A 20121-nucleotide genomic window follows, 5' to 3' on the forward strand; every position below is an offset into this window, starting at 1 on the left:
ATTTATTTCTGAGCTGTTTTTTTCTCAGCTTGCTTTTGGGCCATCTGATTGGTTGCAATGAAGTCTAAAAGTACTTCAGATGCTTCTTTTGCATAGGTATCTTCTTCAATAGGCTCTATGTCATCAACCGACGCTAGTGGTTCTAGTCCAAGTGCTTTTCGGCGCGTATTTTCGCGTTCGAGTTCTTTTTGTTTATTATCTTCTTTTTGCTGTATGCGAGTGCTCTCTTTTAGTGAGATAGACTTATAGCTCTCTACTTGTTCTTTGAACTCTTCTATTTGAGCATTGATGGCAACAAAATTAGGGTCTGTCGCCATTCTTGCTTCGTGGCGAGGTTCTAAAATAGGGAGGTAAGCGGACATTTTCCAATAAACGGGGTAGCGAGTTTCATGGATTTTATCCCAAGGTAAGGGGTTGTCTAATGCACTTTCGCCAATGGTTTCTTTGTCGATCAAAGAAGGAAAGGCTATGTCTGGCATGACGCCTTTGTGCTGAGTGCTTTCGCCAGAGACGCGATAAAATTTAGCCTGAGTGACTTTAAGTTGCCCTTGGTCTACTTCTTGTAATACTTGAACCGTGCCTTTTCCGAAGGTCTGATCGCCAAGAATTAAAGCGCGTCCATAATCTTGCAGCGCACCAGCGACGATTTCAGACGCGGATGCACTCATTCTGTTTACCAAAACAGCCATTGGTCCACTGTAGGTGATGGCGGTGTCGGAGTCTCCCAATGGTGTAACTCGTCCGCTTTGGTCGCGAATTTGTACTGTTGGGCCGGATGGAATAAACAAACCAGTTAATGAATTTGCTTCTTGTAATGAGCCGCCGCCGTTATTTCTTAAGTCAAGAATGAGCGCTGAGATTTTTTCTTCACGAAGTTCCTCAATCAATTTTTTTGTGTCTCGTGTGGAACTTTTATAATCTTTGTCACCTGCTTGAATCGCTGCGAAATCAGAGTAAAAAGTCGGTAATGAGATTACGCCTACTTTGTAAGTTTCACCGTCTCGCTCTATTTCAACGATCTCTTTTTTTGCCGATTGATCTTCGAGTTTTACTTTTTTACGGACGATGCTAATGCGCTTGCTGGTCTGTGTGTCGCCTTTGCTTGGTGTTATTTCCAATATAACGGTGGTATCACGCTCACCGCGGATCATGTCGACGACATCATCAAGGCGCATGCCAACAACGTCGATCATGGTTTTGTCTTCTTGGCCAACGGCGATAATCCTGTCGTTAGGAGACAGGTCGCTTTGAGTGGCCGCTGGACCACCTGGCACTAATCGAACGACTTTTGTGTAGTCATCGTCCATTTGTAAAACAGCACCAATCCCTTCTAATGATAAGCTCATGTTGATATTGAAGGTTTCTGATGCTCGTGGTGCAAAGTAACTAGTGTGAGGGTCTAATGCCGCGGTGATGGCGTTGGCGAAGGTTTGATAAACGTCGACAGCGTTCGTTTGATCCACTCGTTTTAATTGATTTTTATAGCGGCGCTCAATCGTCGAAATGATTTTTTCTTCACTTTCGCCATTAAGCTTAAGCACTAATGCACGATTTTTAAGGCGTTTGCGCCAGTAATCATCAAGTTCAACTTCGGTATTAGCCCATTGCTGCGCTTCTGGATCGGTATTGAGTGTTTCGTCAATGTTATAATCGAAGCCTTTGATCATTTCTGGAAGATGATCCTGAAGACTTGTTAGGCGCTTTTCAAGGCGTTTTAAATACAGGTTATAAATAGTGTAAGCCACTTGCGTGTCGCCCTTTCTGAGGGCGTCATCAAAGCTATTTCGGTATTGAGTTAAGTTATCTATGTCACTTTTGAGAAAGAAGCTTTTACTTGGGTCCAGCGCGTCAATATAGTAATCAAAGGCTTTTGCTGAAATGGCATCATCAATCTGAGGTCTGTTATAATGAATGCCTTCTAGCATTTCAACGAGCTCTTTTGATACTTTGTCGTATTCATGAGGAGGCTGCAATTCCTGATAAGCTGACGCAGGAGTTGAGGCAAGGGTATAGCCAGTTAAAAGGCAAAGTAAAAGGCGTTTATAGTTCATCCGGTAAGGGTTCTCTCTGTCTATTTTATACGTCGTTAGCAAAATCATATTAGACACTGGGCTGTAAGGCTAGCCAAAGTGTTAAAAAGTCACTTTTTTAAAGCATTGTGCTTATGGAAAATTATGAAACATACAAATTTTAACGACTCTTTGTTGTCATTTCTTCAATCTTCTCCGACGCCATTTCATGCGACGGATAGTATGCGTAATGCTTTGATCGCAGAAGGTTTTGTTGAATTAATTGAAGAAAATAATTGGGTGATAGAAGAGGGTGGAAAGTATTTTGTTACGCGTAATGAGTCAGCATTAATTGCTTTTACCACGGCAGAGCTAAATTTCAGTCAAACAGGTTGGCGAATGATCGGTGCCCATACTGACAGTCCTTGTCTGAAGCTTAAGCCAAATGCTCAGGTGGGTCGCTTTGGTTATCATCAATTAGGCGTGGAAGTGTATGGAGGCGTGTTGCTTCATACTTGGCTAGACAGGGATTTATCGATTGCGGGTCGCATTACTTTAAAAACGAAAGCGGGCGACATTGTGAGTCGTTTAGTGGATTTTAAAGACCCAATTGCTGTGGTTCCAAATTTGGCAATCCATTTGAATCGACAAGCAAATGAAGGTTTTTCAGTGAACCCTCAGGAAGAAATTTTACCTATACTGTGTGGTGCTGAAAATGAGTTTGATCTTCATGAGTTATTAAAGGCTCAACTCGTAAAACAGTACGCGGATTTGTCAATCGAGAGGATATTAGATTTCGAGTTGAGTTTGTACGATACGCAGCCAGCGGCTTTGGTTGGTTTGCATAAAGAGTATATTTGTTCAGCTCGTTTGGATAATTTACTTAGTTGTTTTGTGGGTTTACGCGCGCTGTTGGATTCCGAAGGGCAACGTCCAAGCCTGCTAGTTTGTACCGATCATGAAGAAATTGGCAGTTTATCGGCTTGTGGTGCAAATGGTCCATTCTTAGAAGATGTTTTACATCGTTTAACGCCGAATCCAGAGCAATATGTTCAGGCGGTTCAGCGCTCTATGTTAGTTTCTGCTGATAATGCGCATGCGTTGCACCCCAATTATGCTAATAAGCATGATAAAAACCATGCCCCTGCGATTAATAAAGGCGCGGTTATTAAGGTGAATGCGAATCAGCGTTATGCAACCAATAGCGAAACGGCAAGCGTTTACCGTGATATTGCAGCGCAAGAGAATTATGACGTGCAGTGCTTTGTTGTGCGCAGTGATATGGCGTGCGGTAGTACGATTGGGCCGATTACATCTGGAGAAATTGGTGTGCCGACGATTGATATCGGTTTGCCAACGTTTGGAATGCATTCAATTCGTGAGCTAGCAGGGAGCCGTGATGCCTATGGTTTGTATAAAGTATTAACTCGATTTACAAAGCGAGATAAGCTCATTTCTCGTTGAGAATAGGCGTTAGCATTTGGTTTATCACAATACAAAAAAACCGTAAAACAATGTTTTACGGTTTTTTTTGTATTAATGAATTAATAATCAATTCTTTGCAATTAACCACTTATCCAACTCTTTGATGTTGTCTTCTGTCAGGTCGCCAGTGGTTTCTAGGAGACTTAACTTTTTCAACACAAAGTTGTATCGGTATTGTTCGTAAGCATTTTGCGCATTATAAAGATTAGATTGCGCATCTAGCAGCTCGACAAGATTTCGAGTTCCTACGTCATAGCCTGCTTTTGTTGCTTCAAGTGCACTGGTACGAGAGCGAATGAGTTGTTGTTGAGCTTCAATTTGAGCAACGGCTGTTTGTAAATCTAGATATAGGCTACGAATATTAAGTTCTATCGCCTGCAATGAGCTTGCTCTTTGCTCAGTGGCCGCTTCAGCTTGCGCTGTAGCTTGTCGAACAGAGGCGTTAATTGCCCCACCGCTATAGAGAGGAATACTGACGCCTAATGCAACAGAAGACGTATTTGTTACACCATCTGGGTTAGTGGTGCCACTACTATAGTTGTTATCACTTCGAGATAACGATCCAGAGATGGATACGGTAGGAGAGCGACCGTTAGATTTTTGGATGTTAATGTTATTTTCTGCGCTTTCAACTGTAAGATTCAGTATACGCAATTGTTTATTATCACGACGAGCTTTCGTAATTAACGAATCAACGGTCATGTTTGGATCAAGGCGAATAGGGTAATCTTTAGATAATTGAGGAATGCTCTTTATCTCTTGGCCTGTTCTTTGGAATAACGCTTTTTGTGCATAAGATACGCTTGAGCGCGCGCTAAGCTGAGTGACACGAACGGAATCGTATTCTGCTTGAGCATCTTGTAAATCGGTGATGGACGCTAAACCTACTTCATATTGCTTTTTAGCACGATCTAGCTGACTTGCTGTACTTTTAACTAAGGCTTCTGTTGTCTGTAATGTTGATTGTGCGATCAGAAGATTGAAATATTCAGTTAAGGTTGTCAGTGCTAGATCTTCTTCAGCGTTGCTAAAGCTAATACCAGCGCTTTGGGAACTTAGTTCGACAGAATCTACTGCATAGTTAAGTGCAGGCGAATAAATAGGGTAATCCAATGACAGCGCTACGGTATTTGATGTATTGCTGTAATCAGAAGAAGGACTGTCTATATTGTCGTATCCTAGGTTACCTTTAAAGCTGATGCTAGGGTATAGATTGCCCTTTGTGACGGTGACGCCTTCTTTTTGTGCTTGATAAGTGGCGGCCGCGGCTCTTAAGCCTGGGTCATGTTGCTTGGCAAGTTTGTATACTTCGTAGATGCTGTCTGCGTAGGCAGCCGAACTACTTAGAACGGCTGCAGCGATTAGTGAGGTTATAATATGCTTTTTCATAGATCTCTGTGGGCTCGTAGTATGAAGTATAGTTATAATAGTACCTCAAGTTTTTCGCTTGTGGCAGTGCCATTCTTGCTATATCTATTATGACTATTGACCATATCATAACGAAATACTTTAAATGAGCCTCGATTGTGGAAAATTAATGCAAGAGCTGTGAGTGTTTAATCGTGTTATCTCTTCCTACTTCATCGTTTAGTTTTTTAATTCAACTTTATAAGTGAGGGTTTTCTTCGAGTTTGCTTTTATTTTTCCTGCAATTCTTAAACTGTTGGCATTTACTTTCGTCACATTATCCCCTTCTAGTACTTCTATAATGCCGTTTGTACTTTGCTCTACAGAATAATTTTGTATTTTGTTGGAATGGTTCTCTATCGTTACTTGCCAAACTTGAGTGCTAGGGAGTTTTTGTGAAGAGGCATTTTCTAACGTTAAGTATCCCGTTATATCCTGACTTTTATTTGTGATGACATTCAGTGGATAACCTGTACGAACTGTATTTAACATCACCGTGTTACCAGGGATGAGAAGGTGTTCTCTTTTCCAAAATGTGCTGTATTCCCCTGGAAGGCCTTCCTTTTTTAATGTGAAGCTTACGGTATTATAGAAACTAAGATCTATTCTTCCTGAGCTATTGTTATGGGTATAAAGATTGGCTGTGTGTGTCTGTTTATCGATTTTGCTATTGCTGCTGGGTAAAGGATAGAGAGTGTTTGAATAGGGCGCGATAGATAAGAGGTTATGGCCAAGTGAGTAGCTAACCTCATTGTCTTGATAGCTTACTTCTTGTTGCATATCACTCATTACAAGAGAACTGCGTTCGGCTTTGAAACGTTGAGGTGTTGAGCTTCTGGAGTAGTGAAGTAAACTGTCTTGTATTTCAATGCTGGCACTTGAGTTGTTATGTAAGAGTGCTTGTTGTGAGACAACCACGTTGTCGTTTTCAAATATTAGGCTAAGTTGTGGCGTCCACGATAATTGGTCTGTTTGATAGCTAACTGGGTACGATCTTGTTGTTGCTTTATTATTGTCCGTTTGTTGTTCTAACGGTATTAAGTAAAAATCATCCAGTGGCAATGTCGTTGGGCGATCATGACTCGTAAGTATAAAAGAGCGAGAGCTCTGCTCGATTTTTGCCAATATGCCGGTGTAGTTTAAATCTCTTTGTTTGTGCTCCACTCTGACTTTTTTGCCAATTTCATCAAGCCAATTTTTATTGAGGCCATTTTGTAGGTGAGTAATAGGTGAAAAATCGTCTTCAAGAGGGATTAGTGTACCGGGGTTAGGGGTGAGGCTTAGATGTTGGCTGTCTGCGACTATTTGACTGTTATCTAATCCAATAACAGCATGTATGGGCGCTGCAAAAGTAGGTTGTGCTACCGCTGTTCCTAAAAGAATACCGATGTAAAGATAGGTTGGTTGCTTTTTCATACAAAGAGTCCTTCTAGTTTATGTATTTACAATCATACTCATTATCGTGATGAGTGCTCACACATGGTAACCTAATAATCTAATATGGTCGTAAAGTAATCTAGCAAAAATAAGGGTTTGGAGTGGATAAAAAATTACTAATTATTGACGGTTTGAATTTAATTCGCCGTTTTTATGCCGCACTAGAATCTGAGCAAGATCTAGCTCGTCGAGTCGAGCGAGCTCAAAGTATTACCATTGAAGCGCTGGTAAAGCTAGCGCTTCAATTTAACCCTTCATACGCGGTGATTGTTTTTGATTCTAATGGTAAAACGTGGCGACATAATTTGTATCCTGAATATAAATTAGGTCGTGTGCCAATGGATGATTTGTTATTAGAATCTTTGCCCGATTTTGCCAAACTTTTTCGCTTTAATCACTTTCCTTGTTTAAGGCTGGATGGTTGGGAAGCGGACGATTTGATTGCGACCCTAGCGGTCAAAGCCGCTAAAAATAACGTCACGTCTTACATCGTTTCGACAGACAAAGGGTTTACCCAATTATTGGGAGATGAGCGTATTTTGCAATATGATTACTTTGCCAAGTTGGGCTATGACAAGATTTGGGTTCCGGGTAAATATGGAGTTGAACCACACCAATTGGTCGATTATTGGGCTTTGGTGGGGGACACCACGAACCGGGTTCCTGGTGTGAAAGGAATTGGCCCTAAAACAGCACTGACTATTATTAATGCTTTCCCCACGATAGAAGAAATATACGCCAATGTGTCCTTTTTTTCAGAGCGTATTCAGACGATGTTAGCGGGTGGTTATGAGCAGTGTTTACAATCTCGTTCGTTGGTCGCATTGAAAACGGACGTGGACGTTGGTGTGCGCCTTTCACAGCTTCGTTACACGCCTAAAACAGTATCTTGACGTCTTTTATTTCTATTTTATTCGATGTGATAATAATCAAGCGTGAACGAGGGGCTAGATAAACTCAGGGAAGTAGACTTAATTGAGATGTCATGTCTATTTTTAGTTCGTTCTGCTATTAGAAAACGAAAGTCCAAAGAATATCAAACTTCTAATTCGAAAATATGCAATCGCCCTCTTACCCATAAGCGGTGAGAGGCTTATAATAGCGGCATTTAAGACAACGGATAAAAGAGATTTTTATGTCAGAGGTAAGAACACGTATTGCGCCATCACCAACGGGTGATCCGCATGTAGGCACAGCTTACATTGCGCTATTTAATATGGCATTTGCACGTAAAATGGGCGGTAAGTTCATTTTACGTATTGAAGATACCGACCAAACTCGCAGCACGCCTGAATCTGAAAAAATGATTTTAGATGCGTTACGTTGGTTAGGGCTTGATTGGGCTGAAGGTCCAGATGTTGGTGGTGAATACGGCCCTTATCGTCAAAGTGAGCGTGGCGATATTTACGGTCAATATGCTTTGGACTTGATAAATAAAGGTCATGCATTTTATGCATTTGAAACAACGGAAGAGTTGGATCAAATGCGTATCGATCAAAAAGAACAAGGGTTGCCTCAGAAATACGACGGGCGTGCTTTGTCACTGACTCAGGAAGAAGTTCAAGCAAAACTAGATGCCGGTGTTCCTTACGTTATACGTATGAAAATTCCGGAAGAGGGTACATGTGTCGTTCAGGATATGCTACGAGGTACGATTGAAATTGATTGGACTCAGGTCGATATGCAGGTTTTATTAAAAGCCGATGGTATGCCGACTTACCACTTAGCAAATGTGGTAGATGATCATTTGATGAAAATCACTCATGTAATTCGTGGTGAAGAGTGGATTAATTCTGCGCCTAAGCACATTTTGTTGTATCAGTACTTTGGTTGGGATATGCCGACCTTATGCCATATGCCTCTGCTACGTAACCCTGATAAATCGAAGTTGTCGAAACGCAAAAATCCAACGAGTATTTTATATTATCAGCGCATGGGTTATATGTCCGAAGCTGTGATTAATTACTTGGGTCGTATGGGTTGGTCAATGCCTGATGAGCGTGAAAAATTCTCATTAGATGAAATGATTGAACACTTTGATATTCAGCGAGTGTCTCTTGGTGGGCCCGTTTTTGATGTAGAAAAACTAAGCTGGTTAAATGGCATGTGGATTCGTGAGAATTTGACACCTGAAACGTTTGCGCAAAAATACGTTGAATGGGCATTGAATCCTGAGTATTTAATGAAGATTCTTCCGTTGGTTATTCCCCGTGTTGAAACTTTTTCCGATGTCGCTGACGTTGCTGGCTTTTTCTTAAAAGGCATGTTGCCAATCACCAAAGAAGACTTTGCTTCTGTCAAAATGGAAGAAGAAACACTGCGTAAAGGAATGCAATTTGCTTTATGGCGTTTGGAAGCATTGAATAAGTGGGAGAAAGATAACATATTCAATGAAATGAAAGCGCTCGCGCAAACGTTGGGAATTAAACCGAAAGACTTCTTTGCTCCATTGTTTGTTGCTATCTCAGGTACAACAGCGTCTGTGTCTGTTTTCGATTCCATGGCAATCTTAGGCTCTGACATTTCTCGTGCACGCATGCGCACAGCGGTAAATGTATTGGGTGGACCATCTAAGAAAGAAGCGAAGCGTTGGGAAAAAGAATTCGCGGAGTTATAAGCTACATTTCGGTTTAGTTCGAAAGGCTAGGTTAATAGAAAATTCCAATAAAAAACCGACTATTCAAAAGTCGGTTTTTTTATTTCAGTAGTTTGTCCTTATATTAACGAGTAGTAAACACGCTCGTTTTCTTATCTAGACTGCTTACCTGATTATGGATATCACGTGTATTGCCTTCAATACTGTTTATATAGCTATTATCACGTTGTAGCTGCTGGGCAATTTTATCCATTTCTTCGCTCATATGAACCGCTGTTTTTGCAACTTCTTGAATCGATCTAGCCATATCAATTGAGGAGGCGGAGCTTGTTTGAGCATTCTGTTCAATTTCTCGAATAGCCAGCTCTGCTTTTTCACTGAATGTTTCAATAGCATGCAGGCTTTCTTGCCCACTCTGCATTGTTTCAATCGCTGTTTGGGTAGAGGATTGAATTGTGCTTACGATATCAGTTATTTTTGCTGTTGCGTCAACGGTTTTTTCTGCGAGAGAGCGAACTTCATCTGCAACCACTGAGAAACCTCGACCAGCTTCACCAGCACGTGCTGCTTCAATTGCCGCGTTGAGTGCTAAAAGGTTGGTTTGATTTGCTAGATCGTTAATCATCCCAATTACATTGTCGATGTCCTTTGAAAGCTGACCTAGTTCGTTTAACTGCTCACTTGTTTTATTAACGACACTAATCGTAGAGGAAAGATTTGATAGAGCATTTTTGATTGTTTCTGCTCCGACTTTAGCAGATTCATAGGTGTGCTGAGATTGGCTGCTAAGATCTTCTGTCGTAGTGGAAATACTAGAAATAGTTGTCGAAATTTCTTCTGTCGCAGCGGCTAAAGAGCTGGTTTGTTCACTGACCGAGCGATTGCTTTGTGCGATATTAGTAACCGAAGTGTTTAGCTGAGATACCATGTCATTTACACCTTGAGTGGTGTTAACGACTTCTCCGATAACCGACCCGAGGCCGTTTGTCATCTCATTGACAGAGCTGCACAAAGAATCAAATTCATCATTGCGCTTATTGTTTACATGTAGGCGCGCGGTCAGGTCGCCACTTTTTACTTTGCCAAGATCTGTAATTATCTGATTAAGTGTTTTGTTAACACTGCTACCGATACCCATCATCATTAATGCGGCAATGACTGCGACAACAATGCTAACAATAATCAGGCTAATACTTGCTTGTTGAGAGCTTGCCGAAGCTTGTTGGCGTGCCTCCAAAACGGCTTTTTGCATGTATTCTACTGCAACTAAGCGCGTTTGGCCGAAATTAGCTTTTACATCTGAAAAATTGGATTCTAGTTCTTTTAGTTTTTGGTTTTCTTTTTCAAAACTTTCCATAGTAGAGAAATATTTATTAATACCTTCACCAAAGCGCTCTTCAAGACCAAAGTTTACAACACGCTTGTAGAATTTATCATAGCGCTCCATAAAGGCATCTTTGTTCACAGGAGAGGGTTCAAAGATAAAATTCTTTTCTGCTTCACGTACAGGTAAAAATTCTTGCTTTACGAGACTTAAGAATGAAATTTCTTCTGTAACCTTTTCACCTAAAAGAGATATTTCACCTCTAAGTCCTGAAGAGCCGTTAAAGCCAATCAGTTGTTTCTGACTAACCAGCAACTTCAATGTTTCATTGTAACTTGCCAAAGAGATGGAGATATTGTTTATATTCTTCTTAGCTTCAGGGTCTTGAAGTAAATTCATGTCTTCAGCAAGTGTTGCCATGAAGGTTGCGTTATTAACCTCCAATTGCTCAATGAAGCTTTCGTAAGTGCTGTTATCGATTCTTGATAAAGACTCGTACTCTTCCATCATGGTGATAACTAGGGAGGCTAGATCTTTATCTATTTTTGTTAGACGTTCGAATTTTGAAGAGGAGGTTTCTTGAACATTCAATCCTTGCAAAGCAACAGCAGTTACAACAACGAATCCAAGAATAGCCGCAATAAGTAGGGAGAGTAACTTGGTACGAAAACTAAGGTTTGCCAACATATTTTATCCTGCACTTTTTATTATAGATTGAACAATAGACGTCCTGATAAGAAACAACTGATGATTTTATCTTATGTTTGTGTCTATCAAAGCATTACAGATATTTACTTAAGTATTCTATTTCTACTATGGCCTTATTTGCAATTAAATGACATAAAAATATGGATTTATCGACGTTGTTTTTTGCAATGAATATGTTTTCGAATCAATTTTTATTTGATTTTAGACGGAGTACTTAGAAATCATGTGGGCTGAGCCATATTTTAACTTGTTGATTTCCAAGATAGCTTATTTTTCCAGAATAGCGAGCTACGCCGCTGGAACTGAATTCGAATTTGTAGACTCTTTTAATCTTTACTTGCCCCTGATGCCAAGTCGGTCTCCACTTATTACCCGCAACACTGCCCTCCAATAATTGTAGGTTAAGTGCTTCACAGTGTTGTTTTACTTTTATGAGAGCTTGTTCTCGAATAGTTGCATTGCTCCACCATGTATAGATGATTGTAGCAATCAAAAGAAAAATAACAATGTCTGAGAGTTGTAAGTTCATGTATGCCAACTATGTATCAATGAAGTTTTAACATGATAGCGAATAGTGGTTAGAAAAAAACAGTCTTTAGGGAAAGAAATACGTGGCTACCTCTAAGCAGGAGAGAAAGGAGAGGTAGCCACGCTCTTTACGCTTTGTAGGAAATCATACAATTATCATCATTGATGAAAGCAAAATCTGGGCATTCAGGGCAGTGAATGTTTGAGAAACCAAATTTGAGTCGTTTGCTTAAATACAATGGCCAGTCAGGTAATAATTTATACGGTTTCTACAGCTCTTTCAGCGTAAAGTTGGATAACCCACTGCTCAATGCGTTGGTCAGTGAGTTCAAATTGTTGGTCTTCGTCTATTGCTAAACCAATGAAGTGCTCTTTATTTACAATACAGGCTCTTGATGCTTCGAATTCATAACCTTCGGTTGACCATTGACCAATAAAAGTGGCATTAGAGGGCAATAATTTTTCGTAAAGCCACCCCATTGCATCAACAAAATAGTCGCCATAACCAAATTGATCGCCTAATCCGTATAAGGCGATGGCGGTATTTCCTAGTGATAGGTCACTTAAATTGTCTCCAATGTCTTCCCAGTCAGATTGAATACCCCCAAAATCCCAAGTAGGGATGCCTAAAATGAGCATGGAATAATGTTCAAGTTGGCTAAGTTCTATGTCTTTGATGTCAAACAAGTCTACCTGCTCACCAAGCTCTTGCCATTGTTTTGCAATTTTATGCCCAACCTCTTCTGTATTATTTGTGTCGGTGCCGTAAATAAGGGCTATGGATGAATGAACCATATTTAATACTGTTCCTATTACTTAATGAATTTGTTCGTATTGGTGACTGCTGACACCAAAGTGTTTAATAAAAGCGGCTTCAAATTGAGCTTCAGAAAAGCCACTTTGAGCAACAATATGCGGCTTTGCAGCAGGGTTTTGTCTAAGTAGTGCTGCCGCGGACTTGATGCGACTACGAGAACGGTAGTTCTCAATGGACTGTCCAACAATTAAATAAAACCCAATGGCGAGTGCTTCTGTATTGAGCTCAACTTTTTGTGCTAAATATTTGATGTCTAAGGCGTCGTGCTCCGGCATCTCTAAAAGATTTTGGGCATGGAATAACTTACTTTGACAGTCTTCACATTGTGACAAATGGCTAAGCATTTGCAGCTGCTCTATTAAGGTAAACATTAGAGAGTACAAATGCCCTGCAAGGCTAATTGAATGGCCCTTATGAGACAAGATAGGCTGTACGGTTCTGGTGGTTCTTTCTGTAATAGGGAGCTTTATAACAGCGTTTTCATTCCCTAAACTGTGCCGCATGGAGGTGAAATGCTGAATAATTTGATCTTCTGTTTCACCTAGTACTGATGCCAAATGTGCTGGACTAATGCGTACCTGTAGTAGACTGTGTTCTTTGTTTTTTGCTATGAAAAAATGACCACTGATATTTTGTTCTTGGTATGAAATCTGTATCGAATCTATATCTTTTACTGTTTTTATCGGTTTTGTACCCAGAAAAGAGAAATACAATCCGGGTTGTGCTTCTTCATGAATAGAAAGATCAGTGTTGGCACTTAAATGCTGATTAAGCAGCTGTAGATTTGGAAGTAGGGCACGTTGTTGTTTATGACCAGATAGCCAAGGAGTGACTTCTTCTTTTATTTCCCCTGCATTGTCATATACATCACGCATGTTTACTTGCATCGTATGTTGCCTCTAATCTGATAATGGTTATCATTAAAGAGTTTTTTTCAATCCAATGCAAGTGATTCTCATTAAAAAATGTGTATGAGAATCACTTTATTGATATTTTTATCTGATATGCACAGTGAAATAGGATCAATCAATCTAAATAATCGGTTCTATTTAGGCCGTATTTCTGCATTTTTTGATTGAGTGTTCTGCGTGGAAGTTGAAGCTGCTCCAGAACAAGTTGAATATTACCCTTTTGTTGTCGAATGCTTGCCTCAATTAAACTGCGTTCAAACTCTTGTACCTTAACGCTCAATGGGAGGGGGGTGATCGTATCTATGTCATCTTGGGCCTGATAACCAGCCAAAATCTTAGCTACGCTGGTATTGGGCTCTAAAGCATAACGTAGCGCAACATTTCTTAACTCACGAACATTGCCTGGCCATCCGTATAAAGTCAGTGTCTCATGATCTATCGGACTAAGTTGTCTAAAATCTCCGCCACGCTCTTTGACCGCCATGCGACAGAAATGCTCAAAAAGTAGCGGGATATCAGACCCTCGGTTACGCAAGTCAGGGAGGTGTATTTGCGATACATTGAGGCGAAAGAATAAGTCTTGTCTGAAATTTTCTAATGTTTGTAAGTCGCTTTTTGCTGCTGCGACAACGCGTAGGTCTATTTTTATTATATTGTTGCTGCCGACACGTTCTAGTTGATTTTCTTGTAAGACGCGAAGTAATTTGATTTGCATTGCAAGTGGCATACTTTCTATTTCATCTAGAAATAAAGTGCCGCCACTGGCGTGTTCGAGCTTTCCAATTCTTTGTTTATTGGCGCTGGTAAAGGCACCGGCTTCATGACCAAATAGCTCGCTTTCAAACAATTCAGCAGGGATGGCTGCGCAGTTTATTGCAACGAATGGGCTGGTGTTTCTAGGGCTGCAGTCATGCAGTGCCTTTGCTACTAGTTCTTTGCCACAGCCTGTTTTGCCATAAACAATAACGTGAGTGTCCATGCTAGCAAAGGTATAAATTTGTTGTCTGACTCGAATGATTTGTTCATTTTGGCCAATAATAGTTTCTTCTAGACCATGTAAGTCTCCGAGGTATTGTGATTGGTTCGCGTGCTGTAGTTGAACTTCTCGGAGTTGAATGGCTTTTGCGACGGTTTGCAATAGTCTGTTTGGATCAAAGGGCTTTTCAAGGAAGTCAAAAGCACCATCACGCAATGCGTTGACTGCTGTGTCTATGTCTCCATGGCCGGTAATTAGGATAAAGGGCAGTTCATGCTCTTTTGAAAGGCAATGGCTCATTAGGGTTAGACCATCAATGGGCGTCATGCGAATGTCACTGACAATTATGCAAGACATGCCGACGTTAAATCGATCAATTAGTTCTTGAGCTTCATGAAATTCTCTTACTGCATAATTTGATAGGCGCAACCATTGTGCTGTCGTCGAGCGAACGATATCGTCATCATCAAGCAACCAGATTTCAACGGGATTGATCGTATTTTTTTCCATGTTAAGCCTTTAACAGTGTTAATCGAAATACCAGTAGCGAGTCATCATTATGGCTTGCTGTCAGTGTTCCATTCATGTCTTTTGCTAAGTTTGCGCTGATAGCAAGCCCGAGCCCTAATCCTTTGCCAATAGGTTTTGTTGTAAAAAATGGCTCAAAAATATGTGTAGTCTTACTTTTTTCGATTCCTGGGCCATTGTCTTGGTAGCTTATGGTTATTTGGTTACTATGGTTCTGCAACGATATTTTAATATTTGGTATGATTTTTAGTTCAGAACAGGCTTGAACTGAATTGCTAATTAGATTTGAAAATATTCTTTCTAGCCTAGTAGGCTCAGCAATTACCATATCTAAGTCGTTTAGCTCAATTTCCCAGTGTACGCCATGAACGTCATCACCAAGACTCTCAATAGCTCGCTTAACAGAATTTTTTATGGACGTTGGCGCAAGTTGTTCGGGTCTTCGGTAGGCGAGTACTTTTAATTCACTGGTTAATTTTTGCATTCTTACCACAAGGGATTCTAAATCAATGAGTGTTTTTAACGCTTGCTCCGAGTCTTGGCGTTTTAGTAATAGCTCTGCGGTATAAGCCAGTGTTCTGATACCTGTTAGCGGCTGGTTTAGTTCGTGGGCAATGGCGGTCGACATTTGTCCTATGGCAGCAAGTTTCTCTGTTCTTAATAGTTCTTTTTGTGCGGCTTCTAAGGCTTTGGTTCGTTCCAATACGCGTTCTTCTAGCCGAGAATTTGCTTCTAATAAACTCAGTTCTGCTTTTTTACGCTTGCTGATGTCGAGCAAAGTCACCAAGTAGCCTTGGGATTCGCTCCATTTTAATGAGGAAACGGATAGTAGTGCAGGGAAGGTTTGGCCATTGTCTTTTTGCAGTACGACTTCTTGTTCTAATAAGTTTGTTGCGTGTGGTGGGGTGTTTATCTCTTGTGTTTGTAAAGATTTAATAAAGGACAGTGCGCTCTGGTTTTCTGGGCAGTCAGGTAAAAATTCGTACAGGTAATGCTCGTTAAGTTGAGCTCTTTGTCCAAAGTAACGAAGTCCCATAGGGTTAACAAATGATATTTCGCCACGCTTGGTAAGCTGTAGAAGTCCAACATGGGTGTTTTCAATCAAGACTCGTTGGCGCTGGGCACTATTGGCGATGAGGATTTCGTTTTCTAGCTTGGACGCAATTTTTAGGGAGCGCTCTCGGCGATATAGCCAAAATAAGAAGATTAAGGCAAATACACCTAAGCTAATAAAGGCAATGTTTTGAGCTTTCTTTTGTATGATTTTTAAGTTGGACAAATAATGAATTTGCCATTTTAGGTCGTCTAAAGTGACATTTTGTAGCAGATAATTTTTACCGTTTAGATGATAAATTTTAGACCGAGTCTTATTTAAAAACTGAACGTCGGTATGGTTCACTAACCAGTCACTGACTAAAAGACGGTTAAGTCTATTGGCTAAAAAAATGAGGTTATTCTGATCTGTCATAACGACTAAGTCTTCAAGGAGGTTCCAGCGTTCAATTAAATCACTAACGTTAATTTTGACTGCTACAGCGCCCGCCAGTCCGGTTGATGTATACACTGGAGCAAGTACAAGATGAGCTGATTTATATTGTTCAGGGTTATAACCAGAGACAAGAATGTATTCACCTTGTTGCTCTTTCAGTACGTTACTCAGGTCTTGCTTGTTAAAGTAGTCATCTAAATTGAAGTGAGGCGACTGCTCACTTGAGATAAGAAGATCGCCCTGTGCAGAAAGAATGAACCAATCTTGAGTTTTGGATACGTGCGTAAGGTCTTCGAGCTGTCGTTGTAGGCGCTGTGTTAATTCTTCGTTGCTTGTGTCATTCATAAACGCTAATAACGTTGGATTATCTGCAAGAGCATAGGGAAGAATGTGGTAGTTTTTTAATTCATTTCTCAATTCAATAACGTAATCGAGAAGCTGATCTTGGCCTTCAGAGTGTTTGTCTATAATAAGCGCTTGATAGGCAACGGTGTTTACACCAAAGAAGAGCAAGGTAAGTGCAGCGCATCCGAAGGATAAGAAAAAAAGGCGATGTTTACGGAAGTGTGAAATCAAAGAGAGTCTCGCTAGCCTTTATTATGTTAGCCAGTTTACAGAGTTTAATTATATTAGGCTAAAACTGCGTAACAAAGTAACGCCAATACTAGTAGTAATCAAGGATACGATGGTGGTAATCACAATGATATTTGCGGCAAGCGCTGAGTTACCATTCATTGCGCGCACCATAATATAGCTTGCTGATGCGGTAGGGGCGGATGACATAAGAAATAGGACGCCAAGTTCCATGCCTCTGTACCCTAATAAATAGCCGCCATAAGTGAGTGCGAAAGGGATAAAGATAAGCTTTCCCGCCGAGGCCATCATGGCTCCTAGCATGCCACTTTTCAAAGACTTAAAACTCAATGATGCTCCGGCACATAATAAGGCTAATGGTAGCGTCATTTGCGCGAAGTAATCGCCGGCTTTGTACAGTGCTATTGGCAATGTTATGCCTGTGAGAGTAGACGCAAAAGCGGCCATTATCGCAATAATAAGCGGATTTTTTACGATGCCTTTTAGTATGTTTTTTATATTGGCGTTACCCCCTAAACCACGACTCAAACCGATGACAGATAATATATTAAATAAAATCGTTACACCGCCTAAGTAAATGGAAGCAACGGTAAAAACCTCGTCACCATAGGCATTAACGCAATAAGCTAAACCAATGATTCCCATATTGGAGCGGAAAGCGCCCTGTGCTAAAACAGCGCGTTCGGCTTTGTCTGAAATCCAAATGGACATTATTAGCTCTAGTGCAATGTAGGTAAGTGTGACGGCAACGATGGCGTAAATAACCAAGGATAAGTCGGTACTACTTGATAGCTCTGTTTTGGAAATACTGATAAAGAGTAGAGCAGGAAGAGTGACGTTAAACACTAATTTAGAAGCAACATCAATGAAGTTGTCATTGATGATTCGTATACGGTATAGGACAACGCCCAATACCAATATCAAAAATATTGGCATGGTGATAGAGAAAGAAAATACCAATACGTCTAAAAAATTGTTCAACGCCATTCCTTAGAGAAAACTTTATTGATCGTTGTTTTCGAAGCGATATCCCGCGCCATAAACTGAGTGAATAACATTCAATTCCGGTGCAACAGCGGAGATTTTTTTGCGCAGTTTTTTGATATGACTATCAATCGTGCGATCACTTACTACTCGGCTATCAGCATAGATACTCTTCATTATAAGGTCGCGACCGAAAACGCGGCCAGGTTCTTTTATAAGTAATTGAAGTAACTGAAACTCAACGGTTGTTAGATCGATTAGTTCACCTTTATAAGTTACTCGTAGACGATCTACATCCATGTCAAAACCATCGGTTCTTGGCGATTCAGCTTGATCTAGTTCAACACGGCGTAAATTTGCTTTCACGCGCGCTACAATTTCTCGTGGGCTGAACGGTTTGCATACATAATCATCTGCGCCCATTTCTAAGCCAATTAAACGATCAATTTCTTCTGCTTTTGCAGTGACCATAATGATAGGAACACCGCTGAATTGGCGCACCTGTTTGCAGATTTCAACGCCATCTAAACCTGGTAACATTAGATCGAGTAGAATGATATCTACTTGATTGTTTTTAATGTAATTGACAGCAATGTCTCCACGATCAAGGTGGTGATGTTCGTAGCCTGCTTGCTCTAAATAAGCGGACATTAATTCTGCTAATTTCGGCTCGTCTTCAATAATTAGTACTTTACTCATAATATTATTTATTCCATATCAGTTTAAAGGGAATTCTATTCTTATTCCTAAGCCGCCATCAGGGGAGTGATAAGCACTGATGGTGCCTTGGTGTCCATCCACAATATTAGAGCAAATAGCAAGGCCTAAGCCTCTTCCGCCAGTTGCTCTGTTTCTTGAGTTTTCAACACGATAAAATTGTTCAAAGATTTTGTTCTTTTCTTCTTCGTCGACACCTGGTGCGGTATCTTCAAAAAGTATAATGACTTTTTTATTCTGCTTTGAAAGCTTAATAATTAATTTTCCAGGTGCATTTGTATACTTTTGTGAGTTATTCATCAGATTCAAAAAGAGTTGATGTAATCGATCTGCATCACCTGTCATAACAATAGGTTTTTTCTGAGAATATTCAAACTCTAATTCTAATCCAGCTTCGTTAAAAAGAAGCATCATGGATTGAACGGTTTGCTCCATAATGTCATTTATTGAAACCTCATCCATGTCGTAATTCAAACTGCCCATATCATGCATGGATAATTGATTTAAGTCATCAATTAGGCGGGCAATATGGATCGTTTCTTGATGTAGCGATGCGAGACTTTCAGGCGACACCTTAATAATACCGTCCTGCATTGCTTCAATTTCTCCCCTGAGTATTGCCACCGGTGTTCTCAATTCATGCGCGGTATCCGCTACCCAGCGTTTACGTGCTTCTCTAGTATGCTCTAACGTGCAGGCTAAGTTATTTAAGTCACAACTGAGACTGGCTAATTCGTCGGCGCCTTTTACCGTTATTCTAGTGTCATACTTTCCAGCGGCCAGTTTTTTTGTCGCTCGCTGCATAGAACAAATTGGACGACTTAACCACTGTGCCAATGGCCATGTTAAAAGTGCCGCAATTGCTAGCATGAACGCGGATATAAGCAAGAATGCTTCACCTTGTTGGCGAACAAAGCGTAATGTTTGGTCTTGAACCAACTCTCTAATTGAACGTAGGCCAACATAACCGACAATTTTCTTATTGACTCTTACTGCGTGAACTTCTGCATCAGTGAAGAGAGTCTTTCCAATAATGGGCTTCTGTTGGCCATCAAATAAGAGGAAACGCTGACGATAATACTGTGACGGGTAAATCAAGTCTAAGTTAGGTGTGCTAGGAGGTGGCACTAAATCTCTTAAATTTTCAAGCTTGGCTTTGTGCCATTCGTTTTCCATTCGGCTTTCTTGGACCAAAAAATACCAATCATCATAATATATGTAGAGGTTGGCGGTTCTGTTCGCCATTTGCTCTAAAAAATCACGGTCTCGTTCCGTTGCGTAAGAGACAAAGCCTCTATCAAAGCTCCATTGGAATACCTGCCACATAGAAACAATGAGTAGGATGTTGCTCAAAACAAAAACTGCAAAAAGTTTATGCCGAATTTTTAACCCTTTGGTAATGGCCATAGGTGGGGTTGTAATCCTATTCTGTGTCCTGCTGAGGTTTTATTTGCAGGGGATTATAGTCATCGATACCAGGTTAAAGAGTGTTTAGCATCGAACTTATTCGTTAGTCGTTCTAATCGTCTGTTTACTATACAGTTTTAATGTGAAAACTGGCTACTTGGTTGAAGTGTAAATAATGAGGATTTCTAATTAATGATTTCCTGT

15 protein-coding genes are annotated in these 20121 nt (G+C 40.5%); 3 read left to right on the top strand and 12 right to left on the bottom strand.

The window, feature by feature from the left end; all coding sequences use genetic code 11:
- Positions 1-2 precede the first annotated feature (2 nt).
- Complete coding sequence (locus M3I01_RS05325) at positions 3-2051, bottom strand: carboxy terminal-processing peptidase (protein ID WP_255894578.1); 2049 nt, start codon at positions 2049-2051, stop codon at positions 3-5.
- A 123-nt stretch (positions 2052-2174) separates the two neighbouring features.
- Between M3I01_RS05325 and M3I01_RS05330 the strand changes: the two genes are divergently transcribed.
- A complete protein-coding gene (locus M3I01_RS05330) occupies positions 2175-3473 on the top strand; it encodes a M18 family aminopeptidase (RefSeq protein ID WP_255894579.1) in 1299 nt (432 codons plus the stop codon).
- An 87-nt stretch (positions 3474-3560) separates the two neighbouring features.
- Here the strand turns inward: M3I01_RS05330 and M3I01_RS05335 are convergent, their stop codons facing one another.
- Both M3I01_RS05335 and M3I01_RS05340 read right to left on the bottom strand, forming a co-directional pair.
- Positions 3561-4883 carry a TolC family outer membrane protein gene (locus M3I01_RS05335; RefSeq protein ID WP_255894580.1) on the bottom strand — a complete coding sequence of 441 codons (1323 nt, stop codon included), beginning with the start codon at positions 4881-4883 and terminating at the stop codon, positions 3561-3563.
- 198 nt (positions 4884-5081) lie between these two features.
- The gene (locus M3I01_RS05340; protein ID WP_275564955.1) at positions 5082-6317 is read right to left on the bottom strand and encodes a type 2 periplasmic-binding domain-containing protein; all 1236 of its coding nucleotides are present in this window, start codon (positions 6315-6317) and stop codon (positions 5082-5084) included.
- A 122-nt stretch (positions 6318-6439) separates the two neighbouring features.
- Here M3I01_RS05340 and M3I01_RS05345 point away from each other — a divergent pair, with 122 nt between their 5' ends.
- On the top strand, positions 6440-7231 hold the full coding sequence (locus M3I01_RS05345) for a 5'-3' exonuclease H3TH domain-containing protein (RefSeq protein WP_275564956.1): 792 nt from the start codon (positions 6440-6442) through the stop codon (positions 7229-7231).
- Positions 7232-7473: 242 nt separating this feature from the next.
- A complete protein-coding gene (gltX, locus tag M3I01_RS05350; RefSeq protein WP_255894587.1) occupies positions 7474-8955 on the top strand; it encodes a glutamate--tRNA ligase in 1482 nt (493 codons plus the stop codon).
- Between the two features lie 103 nt (positions 8956-9058).
- Here gltX and M3I01_RS05355 read toward each other — a convergent pair whose 3' ends face one another.
- The 9 genes from M3I01_RS05355 to M3I01_RS05395 all read right to left on the bottom strand — a co-directional run bounded on the left by M3I01_RS05355 (position 9059) and on the right by M3I01_RS05395 (position 19917).
- Positions 9059-10945, bottom strand: a complete 1887-nt coding sequence (locus M3I01_RS05355) for a methyl-accepting chemotaxis protein (RefSeq protein ID WP_255894589.1) — start codon at positions 10943-10945, stop codon at positions 9059-9061.
- 235 nt (positions 10946-11180) lie between these two features.
- Entirely contained in the window at positions 11181-11495 is a 315-nt protein-coding gene (locus M3I01_RS05360; RefSeq protein ID WP_255894590.1) for a DUF3301 domain-containing protein, read from the bottom strand.
- A 257-nt stretch (positions 11496-11752) separates the two neighbouring features.
- A complete protein-coding gene (locus M3I01_RS05365; protein ID WP_255894592.1) occupies positions 11753-12289 on the bottom strand; it encodes a flavodoxin in 537 nt (178 codons plus the stop codon).
- Positions 12290-12310: 21 nt separating this feature from the next.
- Positions 12311-13198, bottom strand: a complete 888-nt coding sequence (locus M3I01_RS05370; protein ID WP_255894594.1) for a helix-turn-helix domain-containing protein — start codon at positions 13196-13198, stop codon at positions 12311-12313.
- Between the two features lie 139 nt (positions 13199-13337).
- Entirely contained in the window at positions 13338-14708 is a 1371-nt protein-coding gene (locus M3I01_RS05375) for a sigma-54-dependent transcriptional regulator (protein ID WP_275564957.1), read from the bottom strand.
- A gap of 1 nt (position 14709) precedes the next feature.
- Positions 14710-16791, bottom strand: coding sequence for an ATP-binding protein (locus M3I01_RS05380; RefSeq protein WP_275564958.1), 2082 nt, complete (start codon positions 16789-16791; stop codon positions 14710-14712).
- 48 nt (positions 16792-16839) lie between these two features.
- Complete coding sequence (locus M3I01_RS05385; RefSeq protein ID WP_255894599.1) at positions 16840-17796, bottom strand: AEC family transporter; 957 nt, start codon at positions 17794-17796, stop codon at positions 16840-16842.
- A 15-nt stretch (positions 17797-17811) separates the two neighbouring features.
- The gene (locus M3I01_RS05390; RefSeq protein WP_112139769.1) at positions 17812-18492 is read right to left on the bottom strand and encodes a response regulator; all 681 of its coding nucleotides are present in this window, start codon (positions 18490-18492) and stop codon (positions 17812-17814) included.
- Between the two features lie 18 nt (positions 18493-18510).
- Complete coding sequence (locus M3I01_RS05395) at positions 18511-19917, bottom strand: ATP-binding protein (RefSeq protein WP_275564959.1); 1407 nt, start codon at positions 19915-19917, stop codon at positions 18511-18513.
- Positions 19918-20121: the final 204 nt, after the last annotated feature.

It is taken from the genome of Marinomonas maritima (assembly GCF_024435075.2).
Classification (GTDB): domain Bacteria; phylum Pseudomonadota; class Gammaproteobacteria; order Pseudomonadales; family Marinomonadaceae; genus Marinomonas; species Marinomonas maritima.

Excerpts from the sequence above, each read along its gene's own strand:
- M3I01_RS05330 (WP_255894579.1), top strand. The coding sequence starts at position 2,175 with ATGAAACATACAAATTTTAACGACTCTTTGTTGTCATTTCTTCAATCT.
- M3I01_RS05365 (WP_255894592.1), bottom strand. The coding sequence starts at position 12,289 with ATGGTTCATTCATCCATAGCCCTTATTTACGGCACCGACACAAATAAT.
- M3I01_RS05390 (WP_112139769.1), bottom strand. The coding sequence starts at position 18,492 with ATGAGTAAAGTACTAATTATTGAAGACGAGCCGAAATTAGCAGAATTA.
- gltX (WP_255894587.1), top strand. The coding sequence starts at position 7,474 with ATGTCAGAGGTAAGAACACGTATTGCGCCATCACCAACGGGTGATCCG.
- M3I01_RS05335 (WP_255894580.1), bottom strand. The coding sequence starts at position 4,883 with ATGAAAAAGCATATTATAACCTCACTAATCGCTGCAGCCGTTCTAAGT.
- M3I01_RS05360 (WP_255894590.1), bottom strand. The coding sequence starts at position 11,495 with ATGAACTTACAACTCTCAGACATTGTTATTTTTCTTTTGATTGCTACA.
- M3I01_RS05385 (WP_255894599.1), bottom strand. The coding sequence starts at position 17,796 with ATGGCGTTGAACAATTTTTTAGACGTATTGGTATTTTCTTTCTCTATC.
- M3I01_RS05325 (WP_255894578.1), bottom strand. The coding sequence starts at position 2,051 with ATGAACTATAAACGCCTTTTACTTTGCCTTTTAACTGGCTATACCCTT.
- M3I01_RS05375 (WP_275564957.1), bottom strand. The coding sequence starts at position 14,708 with ATGGAAAAAAATACGATCAATCCCGTTGAAATCTGGTTGCTTGATGAT.
- M3I01_RS05395 (WP_275564959.1), bottom strand. The coding sequence starts at position 19,917 with ATGGCCATTACCAAAGGGTTAAAAATTCGGCATAAACTTTTTGCAGTT.
- M3I01_RS05355 (WP_255894589.1), bottom strand. The coding sequence starts at position 10,945 with ATGTTGGCAAACCTTAGTTTTCGTACCAAGTTACTCTCCCTACTTATT.
- M3I01_RS05340 (WP_275564955.1), bottom strand. The coding sequence starts at position 6,317 with ATGAAAAAGCAACCAACCTATCTTTACATCGGTATTCTTTTAGGAACA.
- M3I01_RS05370 (WP_255894594.1), bottom strand. The coding sequence starts at position 13,198 with ATGCAAGTAAACATGCGTGATGTATATGACAATGCAGGGGAAATAAAA.